The organism is Paraferrimonas haliotis (assembly GCF_002282895.1).
GTDB lineage: Bacteria > Pseudomonadota > Gammaproteobacteria > Enterobacterales > Shewanellaceae > Paraferrimonas > Paraferrimonas haliotis.
Genome location: NZ_NRRB01000005.1, coordinates 167,247 through 190,817, shown reverse-complemented (window position 1 = coordinate 190,817; position 23,571 = coordinate 167,247). Strand labels below are relative to the sequence as shown.

Below are 23,571 nucleotides of genomic sequence, written 5' to 3'. Positions count from 1 at the left end.
GCTCACAGAGGTGAGGTGTTTTTTTGACTTTAGGGTCTGATTCTGGAAAGGTGGAACTATAGTATGGATACTGCTGCTAAAAGCACATCAACACCTCAATGAAAATAATAAGACAAATCTATACAGCCTTCTGTGTTTTTCTTCTGCTAGCCTCACCTCTTGCCGAGGCTGCAAAGCAAGACGTTCGAATCGTGAAGTACAATGCTTCAAGCGGTTTGGCTCAGTCAAATATTATCTCAATAGAAGAAGATAACGATGGATACATATGGCTTGGAACTGTAGATGGTTTAAGCAGATACAACGGATCGACCTTCAAGTCTTACTCGAGTACTGATAATCATTTATCAACTAGAAAAGTTCGAGCATTGCATTTTTCGAAAAGCTTAGGGTTATTAGTTGGTTCGGCAGACGGAATATTTAGGTTAAAAAACTCGCTAAGTAAATTTGAACCTTTTCTTTCAAGTAGGCAATTATTTGGGGGTGAAGTTTGGCGAATTTCTGAAGCTAAGGACGGCAGCCTTGCCATAGGTACAAGTCGCAATCTCTTGCTCTACAGAGATGGAAAAATAGTAAAAATCGATACCTTTTCACCAGGAAAGGAATCTAAAGAAATAATTTACAAAGAAGATAGCCTGTATGTATTAAGCTTTTCTAAAGAGCTCTTAAAGCTAGACATTCCAACTGGATACAGAGTATCTCTAGCAAAAGGTGTTAATCATATAGAGTCTATAAATGAAGATGTTATCGCTGCAACAAAACAAGGCCTTGTAAACTTAACCAACGGTAAAACAATATCTGAAAAAAGCTATTACTCTATAACTTACAACTCCGGATTGCTTACAGCATTTTCAACGAAGTCTATAGACACCTTCAACAGCAAACTAAAGAAAATTGATTCAATACCTTTTAATGACGATTATTCGTTAGCTGCAACCTATCGTGATAGCAAAAAAAACATTTGGAAATCAAGTAATGGTGATGGGATTTATATGATCCCCTACGGTTTAAATTTAATTAAAAACTTTACTAACAGTGATAAGAAACTACAAAACACATGGGCTATCGATGAATACGACAAAGAATTGCTATTAACCACTGATGACATAAACCTCTTAATAACAGATCTAAATTTAGAAGTTAAGGATGAAATAGACACTCAGATTAAAGGAACTAAATCTGCAATATTTTACGGTAAGAATAAAATAATTTTAGGTTCCATCAACGGACTCTACAATATAACCAAGAAAAACGAAAAATGGGAAAGAATCAAATTTTCTAACAATGCAGTAACCGCGTTAAGTTACGAAAATGGTACTCTTCACACGGGCACAATTGATGGAATAATAAATGAATACAAACTTAACGAAAACGGACTATTCACTCTTAATTTACAATCGATAATCAATGCAAAAAGCATCAACTTAGTTCCAATGTCTATAAAGTCAATAGATAGCTATTTGTATATTTCAACAATGAATGGGTTAAAGATACTATCTTCTAAAAGCGGAAAGCTAGAAACTAAACTTGAGGGTATGATCGTCACCTCTATAAAAAAGGATATATACTCTGATAGCATATTCATTGGAACATCAAATGGGGTTTTTGAAATAACAGATAATGGTGAAAAAGAACTTGTTAAAACAGATTCAATTGTGTATTCCTTAGAACTCCGCATTGATGAAATATGGGGCGCAACACAAAATGGAATATTTAATTACAACAGAGATACTAATAACTATTTTATCGCTGGTAGAGATTATGGAAGTCAAAGTGACTATCATGCACCTTCATCGATAACAACATCCGAAGACCAAATCATCTTTGGGGGAACGAACGGCGTATCATTAATTAATATCAATGATTTTAATAGCTATTTTAGTCAAAGTTCGCCAGCTCTCGGCAGAGTTGGAGACTTAAGGATTTTTAATAGACGCTTGGATGAACTATCAACAAGCTACACCACATCGAACCCTAATATAAATAAACAGATTACTCTTAAACATTCGGACTATCCATTTTCTATATATTTTGAATCACCAAAGTCCTCTTCACCAAGTGCCCTAAGTTACTACTATAAAATGATAGGAATTGATAACTCCTGGATCGAAGCTTCCCAACTTAATTCTGCTACCTATACCAACTTACCTTCCGGTTCATACGAGCTTCAGTTTTTTGCACGAAACAAAATGACTTCCCAGGACAGTGATGTATCGACGGTAGACATCACTATCACTCCTCCATATTGGCAATCGGCCAGCGCTAAACTGCTGTACGCATCTTTGCTTGTGATACTGCTTTATTTATTCAGCCGATCGATCTTGAAGAAGCAAAAAACGAGAGCATTAATATCGCAAAGTGAAGAACGTCTAAAACTCTCACTGTGGGGGTCCGGTGACGAGATGTGGGATTGGGATATAAATAAAGGGAGTATATACCGCTCTAATATATGGGGTTTTTTAGAGTTCCCTCAGGATGGGCAACGAAACGGAGATGGAACCGATAGTAATATACACCCGTTAGATCAACAAAGAGTCAATAAAGCGTTAGAGGATCATTTCAAAGGAAGAACTGACCACTTTGAAAGCACTTATCGTGTACGAAATAAAGACGGCCATTGGATGTGGATTTTAGACAGAGCTAAAATCGTTGAGCGCGACAGTAATGATAAACCTGCCCGTATGACCGGTACAATTAAAGACATTAACAACTTTAAAGTCGTTGAGGAGCAATTGTCTTTATTTGCTCGAGCTATTGCGAATATTTCGGAAGGCATGTTCATACTGAATAAAGAGTTTCAGTTTGTTGAAGTAAATGAAGCTTGTTGTCGCATATCCCTTGAAGACAGAGATAGCTTCATTGGCAAGCCTTTGTACTTTAATCGATACCCAAAGTCATACACTCAGCAGGTACTGCAACTCATTCGCCAACAAGGCTCTTGGACTGGAGAGATTGATGCTCTTCGTGGTGATGATAGCAACTATCTAATGGAAATAACCATTGATGCTATGTACAACGAGCTCAATGAGTTAACCCACTACGTTGGTGTTTTCAATGACATATCACGGCGAAAACAACAAGAAGATGAGCTTAGGCGCCTCACCAACAATGACATTCTTACTGGTTTACCTAACCGTTCGAATTTGTTAGTGACGCTCGAAAACCTCGTTAGAAAGAACACAAGCCACTCACTGATTATCCTAGATTTAGATAACTTTAAAAAGATTAACGACTCTCTTGGGCACGATGCCGGCGATCAATTACTGGTTGAGGCCGCTAATAGGATCAGCCGGACCGTGACTAAGACCACAAGCGTTTATCGTATCGGTGGAGATGAGTTTGCCATTCTAATGGATAATGACATGGATGCCAGTCAGCGTACTCATACTGCAAGTCAAGTGGTGGAAGCATTCAACGAGCCTTTTATTATCGATAAAGGAGAGTTTGTTATTAGCTCTTCACTCGGCATTGTGCTGTATCCTGAAGATGCGAATTCTGAGCAATCCTTATTAAGGAAAGCAGACATAGCTATGTATTTTGCTAAAAGTGCAGGCGGCTCTCGCTATCAATTCTACTCTGAATCACTGAATCAAGATGCCATACAAAAAGTTGAGATCGAAAATATTGTTCGTCAATCGTTGAAAGAAGACTATTTCGAAATTCATTATCAACCAAAGGTATGTTTAAAGACGAGTAAGCTAACAGGTATGGAGGCGTTGGTAAGAATTCGCCATCCGCAATACGGTTTTATTAACCCTAACGACTTTATTCCTTTGGCTGAAGAAAATGGGCTTATTATCGAAGTTGGCGAACTCGTTCTTAGAAAAGCGTGTTTTGCGGCAAAAGAGTGGCTGGATAAAGGGTTATTCAGAGGACGGGTCGCTGTAAACTTGTCGTCCAAGCAATTTGCTCTTCCCGATCTTCAGCAAAGAATAGAGTCTGTGCTGGCATTAACAAAGCTGCCACCTAAGCACCTCGAGATCGAAATTACAGAAGGTACGGTCATCGAAGATCCTGAGAGAGCTATTGAGATAATGAATAGCCTAGTTGGTATCGGCATCAAATTGGCCTTAGATGATTTCGGAACAGGCTATTCTTCACTTTCCTACTTGAAACACTTTCCTATAAATACCTTAAAAATTGATCGTGCGTTTATTACTGATATTGGAGAATCAGAGCGCGATATGAAAATGGTCGATTCGATTATAACCATCGCACATAACATGGGCTTGATCGTTGTTGGAGAGGGCGTCGAACAGACTGTTCAACGAGATATTCTCAGAGGTTTACAATGTGAGGAAATGCAAGGTTTCTTGTTCAGTAAACCACTGACTGAAGCTGCATTTGAACAAATTTTAATTGAACAAGGTAACCATAGCCCTACCCCAAAAATGGAAATCGCATAACAAGCTATTAACTTGGCACACCCTTTGCTTTAATAATTTTAACGTCAAAAAATAAACAATTATATTCGTCGGAGAATTATTATGCGTAAGGGAATGCTTCCATTACTGATTGCTGCTCTTTTTTCAATGTCTGCTAATGCGTCTGTGCAAACCACAACTAGAGCCAGTGCAAATCAAATGAGTTCAGAAGTAACTAGTAATGCTCAAGCAGGCCTTCCATGGGTTCGTAACGCAAACACTCAAACAGCTGGCCTTCCATGGGGTCGTAACGCAAACAGTCAAATAGCTGGCCTACCTTGGGTTCGTAACGCAAACACTCAAACAGCTGGCTTACCCTGGGTTCGTAACGCAAACACTCAAACAGCTGGCCTTCCATGGGGTCGTAACGCAAACAGTCAAATAGCTGGCCTACCTTGGGTTCGTAACGCAAACACTCAAACAGCTGGCTTACCCTGGGTTCGTAACGCAAACACTCAAACAGCTGGCTTACCCTGGGTTCGTAACGCAAACACTCAAACAGCTGGCTTACCCTGGGTTCGTAACGCAAACAGTCAAACAGCAGGCTTACCTTGGGTTCGTAACGCAAACAGTCAAACAGCAGGCTTACCTTGGGTTCGTAACGCAAACACTCAAACAGCTGGCTTACCTTGGGTTCGTAACGCAAACACTCAAACAGCTGGCTTACCTTGGGTTCGTAACGCAAACACTCAAACAGCTGGCTTACCTTGGGTTCGTAACGCAAACACTCAAACAGCTGGCTTACCGTGGGTTCGCAACATTACCAAATTGGCTTAAAACTGAATAGGAGAGTGGATATGTTAAAAGTAATTAAAAAAGCGCTTGGCCTAGAATCAGAACAACGCAAAAAAGCTGTATTACCACAAGGGTTACAAACTTTAGAAGTTATCCCAGCAAAAGCTTGGTGGAATTAAAGTTTAGCAATGACACCAACAAAGAAGGGGAGCATTTTAGCTCCCCTTTTTAATTAACTTATTAGTCAATAAAGTGACGCTTATTTAGCGCTTACTTATAAAGCTCTACTAAACCGTCAAAGAACTGCTTGATTGCTTCATTCGGTTCAACCGAACGTGGGCTTGAAACATTGGCCAAGCAAATGGACCCATAATCATGCCTATGAAGGCCCAGCGTGATACGGGCATAGCGTGGTTAAATGCAAAATTTCCAAACAAGAGTGCACTAAATACCTGAATGACTACTACAAACATCAGCATTGCTTATTACCTCGTACTCTAGATAGCGAAACTGTACAAAATTAAAGCACTAAAGGCGAAAAAAAAGGCAATTTAATGCCTTTTTTCTTATTGATAGTTAATTTTTAGTAAAAACACCGTTGGCTACTTGTAAAATGAGTCGCCTTTTTCAGCCATATCGACCAACAGCTTTGCCGGGCTAAAACGGCTTCCATACTCAAGCTCAAATAATTGAAGCTTAGTGACTACATTCTCAAGCCCTAGTGTATCCATATACCTAAACGGCCCGCCGAGAAATGGTGGAAAACCAATTCCAAAAATAGCACCTACATCACCGTCTCTAGGACTTGCTATAATACCTTCCTCATAGCAGCGGGCTGCTTCATTTAGCATTTGCATAATACATCGGTCTAATTGATGCTTTTTCATCGTTTGATTACTTGGCGAGAGTCCTAAAACACCATAAACCGATTCATCGACAATTTTCTTCGAGGATGTTTTACCATTTTGGATATAAAAACCTTTTCCGTTCTTTTTACCCTTGCGATCATCATCTAACAACTTGTCAAATGCATCCGGCGTTTCAAACCTATCGCCTAAATTTGTATGCAAAATAGGTCCGATTTTAGCGCCCACATCAATACCAACTTCATCTAGCAAGGTTAGTGGTCCTACCGGAAAGCCAAATTTAACGAGGCGTTTGTCCATCTCGCTGATGGAAGCTCCCTCGAGCAGTACCTGAGCCGCTTCATTCATATAAAGGGCTAGAATTCGGTTTACATAAAAACCTGCGCCATCTTTAACTACAATGGGTGTTTTGCCTTGTTTTTTTGCAAAGGCAACGGTTGTAGCAATCGTGCTTGCAGAGGTTTTTTCGTGAGCAATAACCTCTGCCAACGGCATTTTATCCACTGGCGAAAAATAATGAAGTCCAATGACGTTCTCGGGCCGTTCAGCGACTTGCGCGATTTCACCAATAGGAAGCGAAGAGGTATTCGACGCAAAAATAGTGCTGCTACTGCAATTAGCTTCTATGTCCTTTACCATTTGATGTTTCAAAGCAATATCTTCAAAAACCGCTTCAACAACAATATTGGCATCCTTCACACCGTTATATTGGAGGGTTGTTGACATTAACGACATTTGCTTATCGCGCGCACTTGGTGTCATATGACGACGTTTAACTCGTTTATTGAGAATGTCATAGCCATACTTAAGGGCGTTACTCAACCCCTGCTCAGATATATCTTTAATCCGCACAGGAACCTTTGCTTTGGTCGCTGTGACAGCGGCGATTCCACCTCCCATCAACCCGCCACCAAGCACAACAGCTTTATTGACAGGTTGCGGTTGCACATCTCCAGCTCCCGATTCTCTTTTCATTTCAGTGGTAGCGAAGAAAATGCTGCGTAGCGCTTTGGATTCATCAGTCATGACCAACTCACCAAAGTTCTGTGCCTCAACTGCCAAACCTGCTTTGCGGCCTTTATTCAATCCTATCTTAATGGCTTCAATAATCTTCGCTGGTGCTGGGTAATTACCTTGAGTCTTTTTAAAGACCTGTTTAGAGGCTTGTTCGAAAATAATGTTTCGACCGATAGAAACGCTTTCTAGCGCGCCTACAACACCACCTGCCTTTTTCTTTTTGCGTTGCCAGGCTCGATCTTTCACAAGTTTCGTGGCTGCGTCCATTAGTATTGACTCTGGAACAACTTGGTCCACAAGCCCCATTTTGAGCGCTTGTTTCGGTCTAATTTGCTTGCCAGTCAGCATCATATCGAGTGCTTTAGAAACCCCAACAAGCGCCGGAAGTCGCTGAGTGCCACCGCTGCCCGGCAACAAACCAAGTTGAACCTCTGGCAGCCCCATTAAAGTCTTAGCGCTATCGCTGCAAACGCGACGATGACACGCTAGAGCCAGTTCCAAGCCTCCCCCAAGCGCCACTCCGTGAACAGCCGCAACCACGGGTATTTTTGACTGTTCAATAGCATCGAAAATTTGTTGTCCTTTTTCAGCAATGCTTTGCGCTTCTGCCGCGCTCGAGCAAGACTCCAGCATATGAACATCTGCCCCAGCAACGAAAGAATTTTTCTTTCCGGAGTAAATGACGACTCCTCGTATCGCACTATTGCCAGTTATTTCTGACCAGATACTATCAAAATCATCGGCAAATTCTGCTCGGAGAGTGTTCATTGTTTCACCGACAACATCCATTTTTAACATGGCAATGCCGTCGTCACTAATGGTCATTGAAAAACTCGATACGTTAGTTTCTTGTGTCATTATTCAACCTCCAATATCATTGCCGCACCTAAGCCTCCGGCCGCACAAGCAGTGGTTAACCCTACCCCCCCACCGCGACGTTTTAATTCATTACACATTTGCGTAATCAAGCGAGTGCCGGTTGCAGCAAATGGATGTCCGTATGCAAGCGAGCCACCTAAAACGTTAAATTTGTCCATATCTATTTCGCCTATCGCTTGCCCTAAATTTAGTTTTTCTTGGGCAAATTTATCTGAGGCAAACATCTTCACATTAGCCAGGGCTTGTGCAGCAAAGGCTTCGTGCATCTCAATCAAATCCAAATCTGCTAAGGTCATCCCCGCTCTTTGCAAAGCGAGCGGTGTCGCATACGAAGGCCCCATGAGCATATCTTCCCACACATCAATTGCGGTGAAGGCGTAACTTTTGATATAGCCAATAGGCTCATAGCCCAGCTCTTTCGCTCTTGATTCACTCATCATAAGAACCGCTGATGCGCCATCGGTTAGCGGTGTGGCGTTCGCAGCAGTAACCGAACCATACTTGCGGTCAAACACTGGACGAAGCTTGGCATAGCTTTCTAACTTTGAGTCATGACGAATATTATTGTCTTGCTCGATATAATGCTTATAAGGCGGAACGTGAGCCGTCATCACTTCTTCTGCTAACACGCCTGATGCCCAAGTTTGACTAGCCAAAGTATGTGAGCGGTGAGCGAGAGCATCTTGGTCCGCTCTAGAAATGCCGTGACTCTTTGCCATTTGCTCAGCGGTTTGCCCCATGGACAAGCCAGTAGAGTATTCAGCAACCGCCGGTGGAACTGGCATCAGATCTTTCAAACCCAGTCTTTTAATAATTTGCCACCGTTGGCCTAACGTCTTGGCTTTGGTTAGATCAACTAAGCTTCTTGCGAGCTTCTTAGAAACACCAATAGGCAACACAGATGAACTGTCTGCTCCACCAGCTACACCTACATCGATTGTGCCTGCCATTATGGATTCAGCAACATTGACGGTAGATTGAAAGCTTGTGGCACAAGCTCTGCTTACACTGTATGCATCCGTGGTTACATCCATACCCGTACCTAGCACGATCTCTCGTGCAATATTAGGTGCTTCAGGCATTTGAACAACTTGTCCATACACCACTTGTTGAACTATCTTAGGGTCTATTTCAACTCGGTTTAATAGTTCACTGACAACCATTTTGCCCATGTCGAGCGCGGGTACACCATGAAAATCAGTAGCCTGTTTAGCAAAAGGCGTTCTTAAACCTTTTACGATCGCAACTCGTTCACTGCGTTGGGATTGGATAGCTTGGCTGGCGCTCATTGGCCCCCCTTATGTTCGCGTCCTTGATGAATAAAAACTTGGTCAACTTAACAGGTCTGACCATTTTGTGATGTTTATCATAAACTCAATCAAGTAAATTTCAAACACTTGATTGAATTTTAAGGCTAGCCAAGCGAACAACGAATTATTACCATACCAATTCAACGCTATATTCTTCGCAATAGACGAGACCAGTAAATGCCTTTAAGTCGCTTCCAATTACTAAAAAACCACCTAGATCATCAGATTATTGGACAACATGAGTTAACCGAAAACTTATTGATAGCACTTATCGCCAATGGCCATTTGTTAGTTGAAGGTCCACCTGGATTGGCAAAAACGCGAGCCATCAACGCATTAAGTGACGGTATAGAAGGCGATTTTCATCGAATCCAATTTACTCCAGATCTGTTACCAGCAGACGTCACCGGCACCGATATCTATCGCGCTCAAACTGGGAAATTTCACTTTGAAGCAGGCCCTATTTTTCACAATCTGGTGTTGGCGGATGAAATCAACCGTTCACCCGCTAAAGTGCAATCGGCACTGTTGGAAGCAATGGCTGAAGGCCAGATTACCGTTGGTCAGAAAAGCTATCCATTACCTGAATTGTTCATGGTCATGGCAACGCAAAACCCTTTGGAGAATGAAGGGACTTATCCCCTACCTGAAGCACAGTTAGACCGATTTTTACTGCATTTGGTATTAGATTATCCGGATGCGAACACTGAACTGGACATTCTAAGGCTATCCCGTCAAGAAGCCTCAGGGCAGCGCACTTCAAACATCGTCCCCTTATCGGAACAAGAAATTAAGCTCGCCAGAGAGCAAGCTCTCGACCTGTATTTGGCTCCAAGCCTAGAACGTTACATCGTTGAGCTGGTCATCGCTACCCGACAACCTAAGCTCTATGACGATGAGTTGTCCCAATGGATTGAGTTTGGGGTAAGCCCGCGCGCAAGTATTGCAATAGAGCGCTGTGCTAGAGCGCGAGCATGGTTGCATCAACGCGACTTCGTCTCTCCGGAAGACATTCAAGCCGTGGTACCGAATGCTCTACGCCATCGATTAATTAGAAGCTATCACGCTGAAGCCGAAGGCGTTAGCGTCGATAACATTGTAAATCGAATTCTTTCAATGGTAGCTGTACCTTAATATGGTCAATCAAGCGTTACCCATTCACAGCAATGGCATCGATCTTTGTGACAAGGAATTAGTGGCTTGCCAGTCGTTAGCCAAAGGGCTTCCTGTCAATCGAATTAAATCCAAACACCTGCACGCTGGCACTCGCTCAAGCGCAATTAAAGGCCGAGGAATGGAGTTTGCTGAGGTGCGTCTATATCAAGCGGGCGATGACGTACGCAGCATTGATTGGCGAGTGACGGCTCGGACTGGAAAAGCGCATACCAAGTTATTTGTTGAAGAAAGAGAGCGGCCGGTAATTTTGCTGGTCGACCTAGGCCTTTGCAGCGATTTCGGTACCAGTTTGCTGCTGCAATCGGTTCAAATAGCGCATGTTGCCGCTACTCTCGGCTGGTTCGCTGTTCAACAAGGCGATAAGCTTGGTGGGATTATAGCCGCCAACAATGGTCACAGCGAGCTCAAGCCAAAGGCTCGGCGAAGCGGTATACTTGCGCTGATAAAAGCGATGTTGCAAATTCACCGAAGTGCCGAAGAAGACCACAATAAACGGTACCTAGAGCACGCAGTTGCTCGTCTACGACGATTAGCCAAGCCAGGCAGTTTGGTTTGGATTGTCAGTGACGGAAGTCAATTAAACCCGTCACTACTTCGGCTATTAAATGATGTTAAACGCCATTGCGAAATAGGGCTTGTTCACGTAACCGATCCGCTTCGCACCGGTGATTTGACTATGCCCTCGCACTTCAAACTGCCGGTCAATCTCAACGGTTCGATCGTCGAGCTGAATCAAAAAAATTATCAAGACTATTTACACTTGCAACAACAAAACACAACCGCCATAGCGACCTGGTGCCAACAGCACAATATTCGTTATCGACAGGTAACTGCAGCAAAGCCCCTTTCCAGCCAACTAGGAGCATTAAGCTAGCATGGACCCGTTGTCACAAATGCGAGATATTATTGAACCTGAATCCGTAAGTAACTCTTTTGGACTATTAGCAGTGCCCATTATGTTGTTAGTCGCACTATTGCTGTTGGTCATTTATCGCTTCCTACGCCACAGAAATCGCCGTTTAGCGGCGCAACAGTCCGCCCTATTACAATTGCAAACGATAGAGTTTAGCGACATTCATATCGCCCAACGGATCAACGATTTATTAAAACGTTGCTTTAAAGTTTACCACCCTCAAGCTAAGGCATTACTGAGCAATCAGCAACTGTGGTTAACAGAGCTGAACAAGATACAACCCACAGAGTTGCCCATCGAGCAATGGTTAACCAGCCACTATCGCGGCGAGTCACTCGACGCAAGTCAAATAGAGCAACTTAAGCTTTGGAGCATTGCAATCGTCAACAAACTACCGAGTTTGAGGGTCACTGATGTTTGAACTAATTTGGTGGTGGATATTAATACTCTTGCCTTTACCCTTTCTGATACGAGGCAAAGAAACAATCAACTCTCAGCAAAGAGCACTTCAACTGCCGCAGTTTGATCAAGCCTTTACTGCCAGCAAAACCTCAACCACCAACCATCGACGTAAATGGTTATGGGCCGCATGGATTGCACTTCTCTTAGCCTGTGCTCGCCCGCAATGGGTTGGCGAACCCATTCCTATGCCTTCACAAGGCCGAGATTTGATGCTTGCCATAGATTTGTCTCGCTCCATGGAAATCCCAGACATGGTGATAAACGGCGATAATGTCGATAGGTTTACCATGATCCAACACATTCTCGCGGACTTCATTGAACGCAGAGATGGTGACCGGCTTGGCATGATCTTATTTGGCGATAGAGCCTACTTACAAGCACCTCTTACCATGGATAAACGCACAATTGTAAGATTTTTAAACGAAGCGCAAATCGGGTTGGTGGGTAATCAAACCGCCATCGGCGACGCAATTGCTCTAGCCAGTAAGCGCTTTAGTGAAAAAGCAGACAGTAATAAGGTGTTGGTATTGCTCACGGATGGAAGCAACACTGCCGGTACGATTCAACCCAAGCAGGCTATAGAGCTAGCTCAACAATTAGATGTTGTTATTTACGCAATCGGAGTGGGTGCAGATAGCTTGCAACAACGAGGCTTTTTTGGAAGTTTCAACGTCCCAACCTCTTCAGATCTCGATGAGTCACTTTTAAAACAAATGGCCCAGCAAACTAACGGGCGTTATTTTCGAGCGCGTTCCAGCGAAGATTTACAAGCCATTTATCAAACCATCGATAAATTGGAACCGGTCGAAGGGGAAGCAACCAGCTATCGCCCACGTACAGAGCTGTTTTATTGGCCTTTACTAGCGGCGCTGCTGTGCGTTTATCTGCCTATATTTTGGCAAGTGATTAGCACTTTATCAGCGGCATCGTATCAGCGATTAAATAATGTTATTGGCAGGGTTCGCAATGGTCGCTAATTTTCATTTTTTACGTCCAGAGTGGTTATGGGCACTGATTGTGTTAGCTTTGTTATGGTTTTACCTCAAGCGCCAGCATAACAATGCCTCGGGTTGGCAAAAGCTATTAGCGAGTCATTTGCAAGACACTCTATTGAGTAAGAGCACTAAAGGCCAAACTAAACGCCTCACGGCACTTCCCATATTACTCGTGAGCACGTTATCCATATTAGCGCTTGCAGGGCCCAGCTGGTATAAGGTCGACAGTCCCTTGCTCAGCAACGCTCACGCTAGAGTAATTGCAATGGACATGTCGCTATCCATGTATGCCACCGATCTCAAACCAAACCGATTAACTCAGGCTCAGTTTAAAACTCGGGATCTAATAGACCGCCTTGTAGATGGTGAAACCGGATTATTGGCATTCGCGGGTGACGCTTTTGTTATTAGCCCATTAACAGATGACAGGCAAACACTGCTCAACCTTTTGCCATCTTTATCTCCAGACATCATGCCGGTTCGAGGCTCGGCTCCTCAACTCGCCATTGAGCAAAGCATCGAGTTGCTGCACCAAGCCGGCCATTTAAATGGTGATATTGTACTTATTAGTGATGCGATAACCGAAGTCCAAGCGTACAAAATAGCGCAACTATTGCAACCAACTGATTATCGCTTGCATCTGTACCTTTTCGGAACTAAAAACGGCGCGCCAGTAAAGCTTTCTGATGGCCAGTTGTTAAAAGACAATCGCGGCAATATAGTCCTGCCACAGCTCTACTTAGAGCCGGTACAACAATTGTTGACTCTGCCTCAGGTTGACTCTTACATCGCGCTCGCCAATGACACCGATATCGATAAGCTTGTCACCACGCTACTATCGCCACATGAATTGACTCAAACCCAACAACAGCATCAACAATGGCAAGATGCCGGCATCTATTTGTGCTTACTAGTAGTGGTTCCTATGTTATTTGCTTTTCGAAATGGCTTGGCGTTTAGCCTGGTGTTAATGTGTGTACTGGCGCCATCTCCAAAGGTTCAAGCCATGCCATTCAGTGGTTGGTTTGATAACGCTCAACAGCAAGGTCAATCCGCCTACCTAAACGGTGCTTATGCCAAAGCCAACACTTTGCTTACAGATAAGGCTTGGTTGGCTGCTAATGCATACAGACTCGAACAATTTCAACATTCTGCGCAGCTATACTCGTCGTTACCTGGAGCTAATGCTCGCTATAACCAAGGTAATGCCTTGCTTAAATCCGGACAAATCGATGATGCCATCGAGCAATATCAACAAGCGCTTGAGTTAGCGCCTCAATTCGAAGACGCCCAGCACAACTTAGAGCTGGCACAAGGCTTAAAACAGCAACAGGAGCAGGAGCAGCAGGAGCAGCAGGAGCAGCAGGAGCAGCAGGAGCAGCAGGAGCAGCAGGAGCAGCAGGAGCAGCAGGAGCAGCAGGAGCAGCAGGAGCAGCAGGAGCAGCAGGAGCAGCCTAAAGACAATAACCAAGCCGGTCAAGGCTCTGAGTCAGCATCGACGGATTTCAGCTCTGATGAAACCCAACAGCCGCAGCAAAATGAATCTCAATCGTCTACGCACAACTCTAACGCTTCACAAAATAGCGAGCAGCAACAAGCAACGCCTCAAGCGCCGAATGAAACACGCAATAACAAAGACACTAAAGAAGCGGATAAACGCTCTAACAATGAAACAGAGAATAAAGAATCGGCTCAAGCCGGCCAGTTAACCGAAAAGGAACTGGACCAAACAAATCAAGCATCCTCTCAAGCGGTTGCATCAACTGACGAAGGAAATAATCAGGATAATTTACCGCCGGAGATGCAGCAATTATTAGATCAGGTGGACGATGACCCGGCAACGCTATTAAGGAACAAAATGCAACTCGAGTATCAAAAACGGCAAGCGCAAGGCCAACGACAACAGCAAGGACAACAATGGTAATGTCAGTCAACGCATTATTAACAGGTATGGCTAGAAAACGCGGATTCTGGGTATTACTGGCCATCCTTGTATGGTTATCGCTACCCAAAGCTTATGCCGCAATCTTGGTATCCGTCGACAGCAACCCAGCACAAGCGAATCAACCCATTGTGCTCACGGTTGAAGTGGATCAAGACATGCCAGCCGATGCCTTTAACAGTGATTTTTTATCAAGTCAGTTTATTGTTGGCCGAACCAGCGTTCGCCGAAGTACTCAAATTATTAATTTTGAATCTAAAAGAACCACCACTTGGCAAACCATTATTGTTGCCCCAAAACCCGGTGAGTTTAACATAGCACCCGTCACAATAGGCAACCAAACCAGTAAGCCTTTCACCCTCACAATTGTCGAACCGAATGCCGAGCAGCTAACCAATCAGCCTGTAAAAATTAACAATGCTCTGACACACTCCCGTGGTTACGTCGGCCAGGTACTCACCTACCAAATAGAGCTTTTGGTTGGCGATGAATTGCAGCGTGGAGCAATCCAACCACCAAAGGCCGATGGCCTATCGTTTCAACAAATTGGTGACGATCAAGATAAAACAGAAATTCGACAAGGAAAGCGTTATCGAGTTATTAACCGCAATTACGCTGTCACCTTAGATAAACCCGGTACTTATGAACTCTCCGGCGCTGTATTCAATGGCGATATTGTCGTTAACAAACGCAATCCCAACACGCTGTTTTCGTTTAATGAAAGTCAACCCGTGCGAGCGCAGGCTCAGCCCTTAACATTAACCGTGCAACAACAACCCGCAGACTTTAATGGTCAATGGTTGGTGGCCGACTTAGTGACTATTCACCAAAACGATGAACAATGGCCACAACAAGTGGAAGTCGGACAACCCATTAACCTGCAATGGCAAATTACCGCCGTGAATTCGGACGTAAACAAAATACCCGTTCCTAAATTGCAATTAAATGAATCGGTTAAAGTTTATCCAGAGAAGCCACAGCGTAAAAGTGCCGTTCGTAATCAACAGGTCATCGCTCAAGTAACTCTTACTCAAGCCATTATTCCGACCCAAGCCGGTGAACTCACCATTCCAGCAATACGATTACCTTGGTATAACCCCCGCACCCAACAAACAGAGTACGCCACGCTCGCTGCCCAACAGTTAACGGTTGTGGAATCAGAAGCCAGCCGGCCGGTTATCTCTGCAATTGATACACCTGCACCTAATCCACCTGCTACCGAAGTATGGCCATGGCAAGTTGCTTGCGCTATGTTAGCGTTTGGTTGGTTTATTACCGTGTTAGTTTGGATGAGCAGCCGTAAACAAGCGTCAAAGGGCCAAGCCAGACTGGTGACTACTCAAGTTCAAGTTAATTTAGGGCAACTCAAGCGGGCTACAACATCGATCGACTTACCGATGAGCATAAAATTATCATCGCAGCTGTTGAGCAACGACGAATCGCCATTAACCCTTAGCCAAATTAACGACTTATACCCAGAAGTCGGACAATGTTTACAGCTGGCACAGCGCCTTGCTTACAGTGGTCATGAACAAGATAGCCAGCAACTCAGTGAGATTTTAGGAGCGCTTTATACAAACGTAGCTCAAGCGCTTCAGAAACCAAAGGCTGTACCGGGAGCTAAGTTGCCTGCTTTGCATGCAAGCGACTATCCTTAAAAATCGCTCTCGAATTAGGTTTTTTCCTCATCAAAGGATTTGATTTTATAAATGGTGACATTTTTTCGAAATAAAAACGCAAAGTCCTCGGTCTTAACTGACATGGCTACTAAACAATTGCGTTACGACAGTCTTGTACGAGCTTATCATGTCGAAATTTTTCGGTACGGATACTGGCTGGTAAAAGACAAACAAGTCGCTGAAGATCTGGTTCAGGAAACTTTTTTACGAGCATGGAAATCACTCGATTCGCTCAAGGATGAAAAGGCTGCTAAATCTTGGCTCATTACCATCCTGAGAAGGGAAAATGCCCGTCGCTTTGAGCGTAAGCAATTTCAATACAGTGACGTTGAGCAAGAAACCATTGAAGATAATGTCACGTTAGGACTGGAGGCGCAGATTGAGCGAACCGAAATTCGCTCTCAAATTGCTAAGCTTCCCGAGGAATACCGTGAGCCGTTGTTGTTACAAGTCGTCGGAGGTTACAGCGGCGACGAAATAGCAGAATTACTTGGTTTGAATCGTAATACGGTAATGACCCGATTGTTTAGAGCACGAAGTCAATTAAAAGAAGCATTAGAAACCAGCAGCAATATTAGAGGTAGTCGAAATGGATGAGCTCAAGTTCCGCCGAGAGGCCTATTCAGATCCCAATAGCAAGCAAGCCGACTTCCAAGAGACTGTTGCGGCCAATCCTGACCGAAAAGCCTTTGTGGAAGATTTGCAACAGCTGGATCATCAAATTTCAGAGGCTTTTGCTATACCGGTTGATGACAATTTAGCTGATAAATTATTGCTGAACCAAAAGCTTCATAGTCACAAAGCTCAACGAAGAAAGATAGCGACTTGGGTATCCATGGCCGCCTCCATTGCCTTTGTTGCAGGCTTAACGCTCAATGTTATGCGCACGGCACCCATCGACTTAAGCCAACAAGCCATCGCACATGTAATGCACGAACGTTCGGCACTGAGTAAAACCAGTCCCATAGAGCCAAATCAACTGCAGGTGCAGCTCGCGAGATATGGAGAGGCGACACACGCTCCGCTCGATGGCGTCGTATACGCCAAAGAATGTGACTTTCAAGGCGTGAAGAGCTTGCACTGGATTGTGCAAACGGAATCCGGACCCGTTACTGTCTTTATCGTGCCTAAAAATGATCGACTGCTGCAGCAAGCGCAATTTAATGAAGCAGAATTTAAAGGGCTCACTATCGAGCAGCAGCGCAACTTGTTAGTGATTGTGGGTGAAAACAGTCACGCTATTGATACGGTTAAACAACAAGTTGATACAAATCTGTACAGTATTTAACCAAACAAAGTGGGTTGTCCATCACGCTTTTGAATAAAAGATGACAGCCCCCCTCCTTCTGTTAGGATATCCCTCACAATAACAACATGTGAGTGACCGATAGATGTCCATTGAAACCCCAATCCTAATAACCTTTGTAGGCTACCTTGCGCTCATGATTTTGGTAGGCTTCATCGCCTATCGCAACACAAACAACGTCGGTGACTACATTCTAGGGGGGCGTAAGATGGGGCCCGCGGTAACTGCGCTCAGTGTTGGTGCCTCCGACATGTCCGGTTGGTTGCTTCTCGGCCTTCCCGGTGCTGTATACCTCGGTGGATTAAGCGAAGCATGGATTGGTTTTGGGTTAATTTTCGGCGCATGGTTAAATTGGCTCATCGTTGCCAAGCGACTGCGTGTGTATACCCAAAGTGCAGATGATGCTCTAACCATTCCCGAGTTCTTAGAAAGCCGCTTTCAAGATAAAGGCGGCAGTCTGCGAACGGTTGCCGCTATCGTGATTTTACTCTTTTTTACCTTCTATGCGTCATCAGGGCTGGTAGGTGGTGCCATTTTATTCGAGAAAGTATTTGGTTTAGATTACACCACAGCATTACTTATTGGCTCCGCAGTTATCGTTACCTATACCTTTGTTGGCGGATTTTTTGCGGTCAGTTGGACAGACTTCTTCCAAGGTTGCTTAATGTTATTGGCGTTAATTTTTGTTCCCATTAGTCTTATATCAGAACTGGGAGGCTGGAGCACGGCAACTGCACAATTGCCTGAGGACATGTACAGCCTGATTAATTCCGATACAACCGTCATCGGATTAGTATCGCTTCTGGCATGGGGACTGGGTTACTTCGGACAACCTCATATTCTGTCCCGCTTTATGGCCATTCGCTCTATAAAAGACATTGCTCTATCTCGTCATATTGCAATGGGTTGGATGACCTTCGCCCTAATTGGCGCTTTAGTGACCGGTTTAGTAGGTGCTATTTTCTTCGCAAATGAACCCTTAGAAAACCCGGAAACCGTATTCATTCACTTAACGCAAGTAGCGTTTAACCCTTGGGTTGCCGGTATTTTAATCGCTGCCATCTTATCGGCCATTATGAGCACCATTGATTCCCAACTATTGGTTTGCTCAAGTGTCATCACAGAAGACGTTTACAAAAAGTGGATTCGCCCTAACGCAAAGGATAACGAATTAATGCGCGTTGGCCGCTTTGGGGTCTTGTTAATTGCGATAGTGGCCGCACTCATTGCGCTTAATCCTGATTCTAATGTGCTGGGATTGGTGAGCTACGCTTGGGCTGGTTTTGGCGCGGCCTTTGGCCCCGTTGTACTTCTTAGCTTATTCTGGCGTAATTATAGTCGTAACGGAGCTTTGGCAACCTTAATCGTAGGCGCTATCACTGTCGTCATTTGGAAACAATTACATGGTGGCCTATTCGACTTGTATGAAATTTTGCCGGGATTCGTCTTTGCTACTTTAGCTGGCTGGTTAGTCTCTAAACTTAGCCCCAATAACAACGAGCACAGCTTGAAAGGGTTTGATGAGTACCAAGCTCAACTAAAATAAAGCTAACCAATAGCAGTAGGAGAACAATTCATGACGTCGTCTAAAATAGGTGCCTTTCTGCTGGGGGGCGCCATCGCAATCGGATTATTAGGTGCCGCCTTTATCGTCAGCAATGGCCTTCTGGATATTCAAAACTTGCAACGACAAGTAACGGTTAAAGGGCTCGCTGAGCGCGAAGTGCTTGCTGATACTGCTATTTGGCCTATCAGTTACACTGAAGCAGGTAATGATTTAGAGCAATTGGTGCTGCGAACCGAGAGAAACAATCAAATTATCCAAAACTTATTGTTAGAGATTGGTTTCGAACCCAGCGAAATTAGCTTATCACTGCCAACCATCCAAGATAACCAAGCACAAGGATACGTCGATCCAAATTTGAAGTTTCGTTATAGTGCGCTCGCTTCTGTCACGCTTTATACGAGCCAAGTTAACCTACTCTTAAAAAATCGTAATCGACTTCTAGAATTGGGTGCTAAAGGCATCGCTATTAGTGGTGAAAATGATTATCGCAATAAACTTGAGTATTTGTTTACCGATCTTAATTCAATCAAACCTGCCATGATTGAGCAAGCCACCAAGAACGCTCGCCAAGTCGCTCTGAAATTTGCGTCAGATAGCGACTCTCAACTGGGTAAAATAAAAACGGCCAGCCAAGGTCAATTTTCCATAAATGCTCGAGACAGCAATACGCCACACATAAAAAAAATACGGGTAGTATCTACTATTACCTATTATCTAACCGACAACTAATATAGGAGCTCAAGACATGAAACAACTGATTGGTGCGTTACTACTCGTGATATGGAGTAGCGCCTGGGCCGCTGCCCCTGAACCTAAAGATGCAAACTACGCCTGGCAACAGATAAAAAGCGGCGCAATCATTCTCGATGTGCGTACCCCTGAAGAATTTGCTCAAAGTCACTTGCAAGGTGCCGTTAACGTGCCCTATGAACAGGTCGCGCAATGGGCTCAACAGCAAAATTTGAGTAAAGATACCGATATAGTTCTTTATTGTCGCAGCGGCAATCGCAGCGGTAAAGCAACCACTGCATTAACTGAATTGGGTTATAACAACGCGTATAATGGCGGCGGCTTAACGCAACTGCAAAACAATAAACCTGAAGATTAATGGTTTTGGCAAGAGGCTCGATAGCTGTCGATTTCAGTTTCGATTAGGTGTCTAACCGCCATCGTTGCTTGATAGCCCGCGTCGATAGCTTCTTTCGCTCTATGAAACTCCATGGTACCAATGTCGGATACCCTCGGAGAAATGATGACTTCAGGCGGGTCGCCCATCAGCCTAGCGCGTTTATGGCGCTGCTCCAAGATATCCATAGAACGACTCATTACCGCCATCATATTGGGATCCGGGTTGTGTTTATGATCCAATTGGTGAGTTAACTTGGCGACGTAGTCTTTGCCTTTGGCTAATAAATCGACAAACGATGGCTTATTAGTGGGCGACTCTGCAACTTCATCTGTGGAATTTGTATCACTAGCAACCTCTGCAGCGTGAGACTCTAATTGCACCGCCTCGTTTACAGCACGGTGTCGCCGGTCACCGTGCAAGTCAACGGCGATAACCACGTCAGCGCCCATTGCTCGGCAGGTCGAAACTGGAACCGGGTTTACAACTGCGCCGTCCACCAGCCATCTTCCGTCCAGCTCTACTGGGGCTAGAATACCGGGCATCGAGCACGAGGCTCGAACCGCTTGTCGTAAATCACCTTTGCTAAACCAGATTTCTTGGCCACGGTAGAGATCCGTGGTAACCGCGGTAAACGGAATGGCTAATGTTTCAATGCGCACATTTCCGATTTGCTTATGCAGCGCATCAAATACTTTCTCACCACTGATTAACCCACTGCGCCGCAGTGAAAAATCCATCAATGACAGCACATCCCAACTCGAAAATCCGAGTACCCAATCTTCCAACTTCGCGAGATTTTGGTTAGCATGCGCGGCGCCAACAAGCGCGCCAATAGAACAGCCCGCAATAAAGCTAGGTTGATAGTTCAACTCCTCTAAGGCTTTGATGACACCAATATGAGCCCAGCCCTTTGCTGCTCCACTTCCTAGCGCTATCCCAATCTTCACATGCATGTCTAATCCCCGATTTGCGACAAAAAAGGGCGCTCACTGCGCCCCTTTTGGTAGATTTTAGTTTACATAAAAATGCAATAACCGAAAAACGCCAATACCACGGCGATACAAGATGCGGTTCCTAAAGCAACTTTTAAGTTTAACGACATATTCAGAAACTCCGAGCTTAACTAGTGATTATTTTAAGCAAGAGTAACAACTAAGCCCTTAAGAGTCTGCAATGGCAGCATAGCCAATTGACTTAGATCACGCTTTTATTAGTGCTTTTTGGTAAGGTATTGGCTGTTACTTTATTTGACTAAATTTCAGGAGTATTTCATGCCTCAATTGCTACATACTATGATTCGCGTCGGTGACCTAGATGCCAGTATAAAATTCTATACTGAAACAATGGGAATGAAGTTACTTCGTAAGAGTGAAAACCCCGAGTATCGTTATACCCTAGCATTTGTAGGATATGGCACTGAGTCTGAAGGCGCGGCAGTTATTGAACTGACCTTTAACTGGGATACCGACCGCTACGACTTAGGTACAGGTTTTGGCCACTTAGCCATTGGCGTTCACGACGTTGCAGCAACTTGCGAGCAAATCAGTGCCGGTGGCGGCAAGGTCGTTCGACCTGCTGGTCCTGTGGCTGGCGGCACAACAGTAATAGCCTTCGTAGAAGATCCTGACGGTTATAAAATTGAGCTTATCGAGCGCCGCCAAGCAGAATCGGCTCTTGGCTAACGAGTTATGCCAGTCGTCTGTTAAGGCGACTGGCCAATTTCTACAGAACCTGTCGCAGCAAAAAACCGGCCTTTAGGCGCGATATACGCGTTAGAATGCGTTTGACTTCGTCGGGATAGCTTTCCGCTTTTGCCAACGAACGATAGCTCTCCAGCCTCGATGCTTTGTCAAGAATCAGTTGCTGTTGCTCGTTGAAGTCTTGTTGCCATATCCCTTTCGGATCTTGTAACAGTAATCCGTTTTCTAAATCCAAGCCCCACGCTCTTGGGTTTAAATTGCTACCGGTTATTAAATGGCGACAATTGTCCGCCGAAATCCCTTTTAAGTGGTAGCTGTTGTTACCGTCTTGCCACAGGTGAAGATTTAGTAGGCCCGCATCAATAGCCCATTGAAAGCGCTTGGCGAATTTTCGCAGCGCAATCTCATACAGGTAAGGCACCGTTCCGATAAGATTAAACGGCTCCCCTTCTGGAATGAAAAAATCGTTAGCGGTTTTATCCCCAACAACAATGGTCATCTGCTTACCATTGCGCAACAAAGTACCTAACGCTTTTTCAACAGCTCTGGGAGGGTTGAAATAGGGCGTGCAAATGAATAACGAGTGCTCAGTATCTTTAATTAACTGCAAGGCTATGCGATTCAGCTTGTTAGCGCGGCGCCCTAACCCCACTAACGGTGTGATTCTGGCGCCTTCTGCACGACGGCCATTCATATATTCAGCACTACTAAGACGTTTTTTATAGCGACGAACAAAGCGATTGAGTTCGTTTTTAGAATAAGACTTAGGGTCTATCAAGCTTTGTATATCAGCGTCTACGATTAATTGATGCTCTATAAACTGAGCCATGCTATCGGCTAATTGAGGCTGTTGAATAATATAGTAACGGTCACTTCGATAGCGTTCGTGTTTGTGTAAATAGACGTCGTTTAAACTTGCACCGGAATAGATGACTTTATCGTCAAAAACGAAGCCCTTTAGGTGAAGTACGCCTAACAATTCACGTTTCTTGACCGGCACACCAAACACATCAAAACAAACGCCAGCTTGTTTGAGCTTGGTTTGATACATGCGATCATTGCCGCCCTGCTCTTTTGCACCAATCAGACCGCGTTGAGCTCGATGAAAATCAACCAACACTTTGATATTGAGGTGAGGCTTAGCTTGTTTTGCAGCAATCAGCGCATCAAAGATTTCGCGCCCTGCTTCGTCATCTTGCAAATACAAAGCGCATAATAGGATACGCTGATTCGCCTGCTCAATTTCATTCAGCAGTTGTTTACGAAAAGACTTAGCGCTATGGATGCTTGTCAATTGCCCCTTTTCCATAGCGAAACCGGTAGTGGCTGCAATTAGTTGTGAGTTGGAACGTACCATTTACGAGTGACGACTTTTGCTTAATAATCTAAATTTAACCTGCAAAAATACCGCGCAATGTCCTGTCGAATCAAGCCTTTTATGAGGGAAATGTAAGCAAAGCTCTCAAAGCGCTTA

Annotated in this window: 18 protein-coding genes; 13 read left to right on the top strand and 5 right to left on the bottom strand. The window is 44.3% G+C overall.

Going from position 1 to position 23,571, the window contains the following annotated elements; all coding sequences use genetic code 11:
• The first annotated feature begins 98 nt into the window (after positions 1-98).
• Complete coding sequence (locus CLC91_RS11755; protein WP_095498959.1) at positions 99-4,403, top strand: EAL domain-containing protein; 4,305 nt, start codon at positions 99-101, stop codon at positions 4,401-4,403.
• Between the two features lie 193 nt (positions 4,404-4,596).
• On the opposite strand, the gene CLC91_RS14910 is transcribed toward CLC91_RS11755, so the two are convergent.
• The 3 genes from CLC91_RS14910 to fadI form a co-directional block, all read right to left on the bottom strand.
• Positions 4,597-5,145, bottom strand: coding sequence for a hypothetical protein (locus CLC91_RS14910; protein WP_143812012.1), 549 nt, complete (start codon positions 5,143-5,145; stop codon positions 4,597-4,599).
• A 613-nt stretch (positions 5,146-5,758) separates the two neighbouring features.
• A complete protein-coding gene (fadJ, locus tag CLC91_RS11735) occupies positions 5,759-7,897 on the bottom strand; it encodes a fatty acid oxidation complex subunit alpha FadJ (RefSeq protein ID WP_095498955.1) in 2,139 nt (712 codons plus the stop codon).
• Positions 7,897-9,207: an acetyl-CoA C-acyltransferase FadI gene (gene fadI / locus CLC91_RS11730; protein WP_095498954.1), complete on the bottom strand. Its 1,311-nt coding sequence runs from the start codon at positions 9,205-9,207 to the stop codon at positions 7,897-7,899. Before fadI ends, fadJ begins: the two co-directional genes overlap by 1 nt.
• Before the next feature lie 198 nt (positions 9,208-9,405).
• Between fadI and CLC91_RS11725 the strand changes: the two genes are divergently transcribed.
• From CLC91_RS11725 to CLC91_RS11675, 11 genes are all read left to right on the top strand, one after another.
• A complete protein-coding gene (locus tag CLC91_RS11725; RefSeq protein WP_095498953.1) occupies positions 9,406-10,362 on the top strand; it encodes an AAA family ATPase in 957 nt (318 codons plus the stop codon).
• Between the two features lies 1 nt (position 10,363).
• Positions 10,364-11,278, top strand: a complete 915-nt coding sequence (locus CLC91_RS11720) for a DUF58 domain-containing protein (protein WP_095498952.1) — start codon at positions 10,364-10,366, stop codon at positions 11,276-11,278.
• Position 11,279: 1 nt separating this feature from the next.
• Entirely contained in the window at positions 11,280-11,738 is a 459-nt protein-coding gene (locus CLC91_RS11715) for a DUF4381 family protein (protein WP_095498951.1), read from the top strand.
• Entirely contained in the window at positions 11,731-12,756 is a 1,026-nt protein-coding gene (locus CLC91_RS11710; RefSeq protein WP_095498950.1) for a vWA domain-containing protein, read from the top strand. The genes CLC91_RS11715 and CLC91_RS11710 overlap by 8 nt, the downstream gene beginning before the upstream one ends.
• Positions 12,746-14,698: a VWA domain-containing protein gene (locus CLC91_RS11705; RefSeq protein WP_158220737.1), complete on the top strand. Its 1,953-nt coding sequence runs from the start codon at positions 12,746-12,748 to the stop codon at positions 14,696-14,698. Before CLC91_RS11710 ends, CLC91_RS11705 begins: the two co-directional genes overlap by 11 nt.
• Entirely contained in the window at positions 14,698-16,374 is a 1,677-nt protein-coding gene (locus CLC91_RS11700) for a BatD family protein (protein ID WP_158220736.1), read from the top strand. Before CLC91_RS11705 ends, CLC91_RS11700 begins: the two co-directional genes overlap by 1 nt.
• 51 nt (positions 16,375-16,425) lie before the next feature.
• On the top strand, positions 16,426-16,992 hold the full coding sequence (locus CLC91_RS11695; RefSeq protein WP_095498947.1) for a sigma-70 family RNA polymerase sigma factor: 567 nt from the start codon (positions 16,426-16,428) through the stop codon (positions 16,990-16,992).
• Entirely contained in the window at positions 16,985-17,683 is a 699-nt protein-coding gene (locus tag CLC91_RS11690; RefSeq protein WP_095498946.1) for a DUF3379 family protein, read from the top strand. Before CLC91_RS11695 ends, CLC91_RS11690 begins: the two co-directional genes overlap by 8 nt.
• Before the next feature lie 103 nt (positions 17,684-17,786).
• Positions 17,787-19,247 (top strand): sodium/proline symporter PutP, encoded by a 1,461-nt coding sequence (gene putP, locus CLC91_RS11685; RefSeq protein WP_095498945.1) that lies wholly within the window; start codon positions 17,787-17,789, stop codon positions 19,245-19,247.
• Between the two features lie 30 nt (positions 19,248-19,277).
• Positions 19,278-19,997, top strand: a complete 720-nt coding sequence (locus CLC91_RS11680; RefSeq protein ID WP_095498944.1) for an SIMPL domain-containing protein — start codon at positions 19,278-19,280, stop codon at positions 19,995-19,997.
• Between the two features lie 16 nt (positions 19,998-20,013).
• Entirely contained in the window at positions 20,014-20,376 is a 363-nt protein-coding gene (locus tag CLC91_RS11675; protein WP_095498943.1) for a rhodanese-like domain-containing protein, read from the top strand.
• Here CLC91_RS11675 and rssA read toward each other — a convergent pair.
• Positions 20,373-21,350, bottom strand: coding sequence for a patatin-like phospholipase RssA (gene rssA, locus CLC91_RS11670; protein WP_095498942.1), 978 nt, complete (start codon positions 21,348-21,350; stop codon positions 20,373-20,375). The genes CLC91_RS11675 and rssA overlap by 4 nt on opposite strands.
• A gap of 318 nt (positions 21,351-21,668) precedes the next feature.
• Between rssA and gloA the strand changes: the two genes are divergently transcribed.
• Positions 21,669-22,079 (top strand): lactoylglutathione lyase, encoded by a 411-nt coding sequence (gene gloA / locus CLC91_RS11665; protein ID WP_095498941.1) that lies wholly within the window; start codon positions 21,669-21,671, stop codon positions 22,077-22,079.
• A 40-nt stretch (positions 22,080-22,119) separates the two neighbouring features.
• On the opposite strand, the gene pssA is transcribed toward gloA, so the two are convergent.
• On the bottom strand, positions 22,120-23,454 hold the full coding sequence (gene pssA / locus CLC91_RS11660; protein ID WP_095498940.1) for a CDP-diacylglycerol--serine O-phosphatidyltransferase: 1,335 nt from the start codon (positions 23,452-23,454) through the stop codon (positions 22,120-22,122).
• Positions 23,455-23,571: the final 117 nt, after the last annotated feature.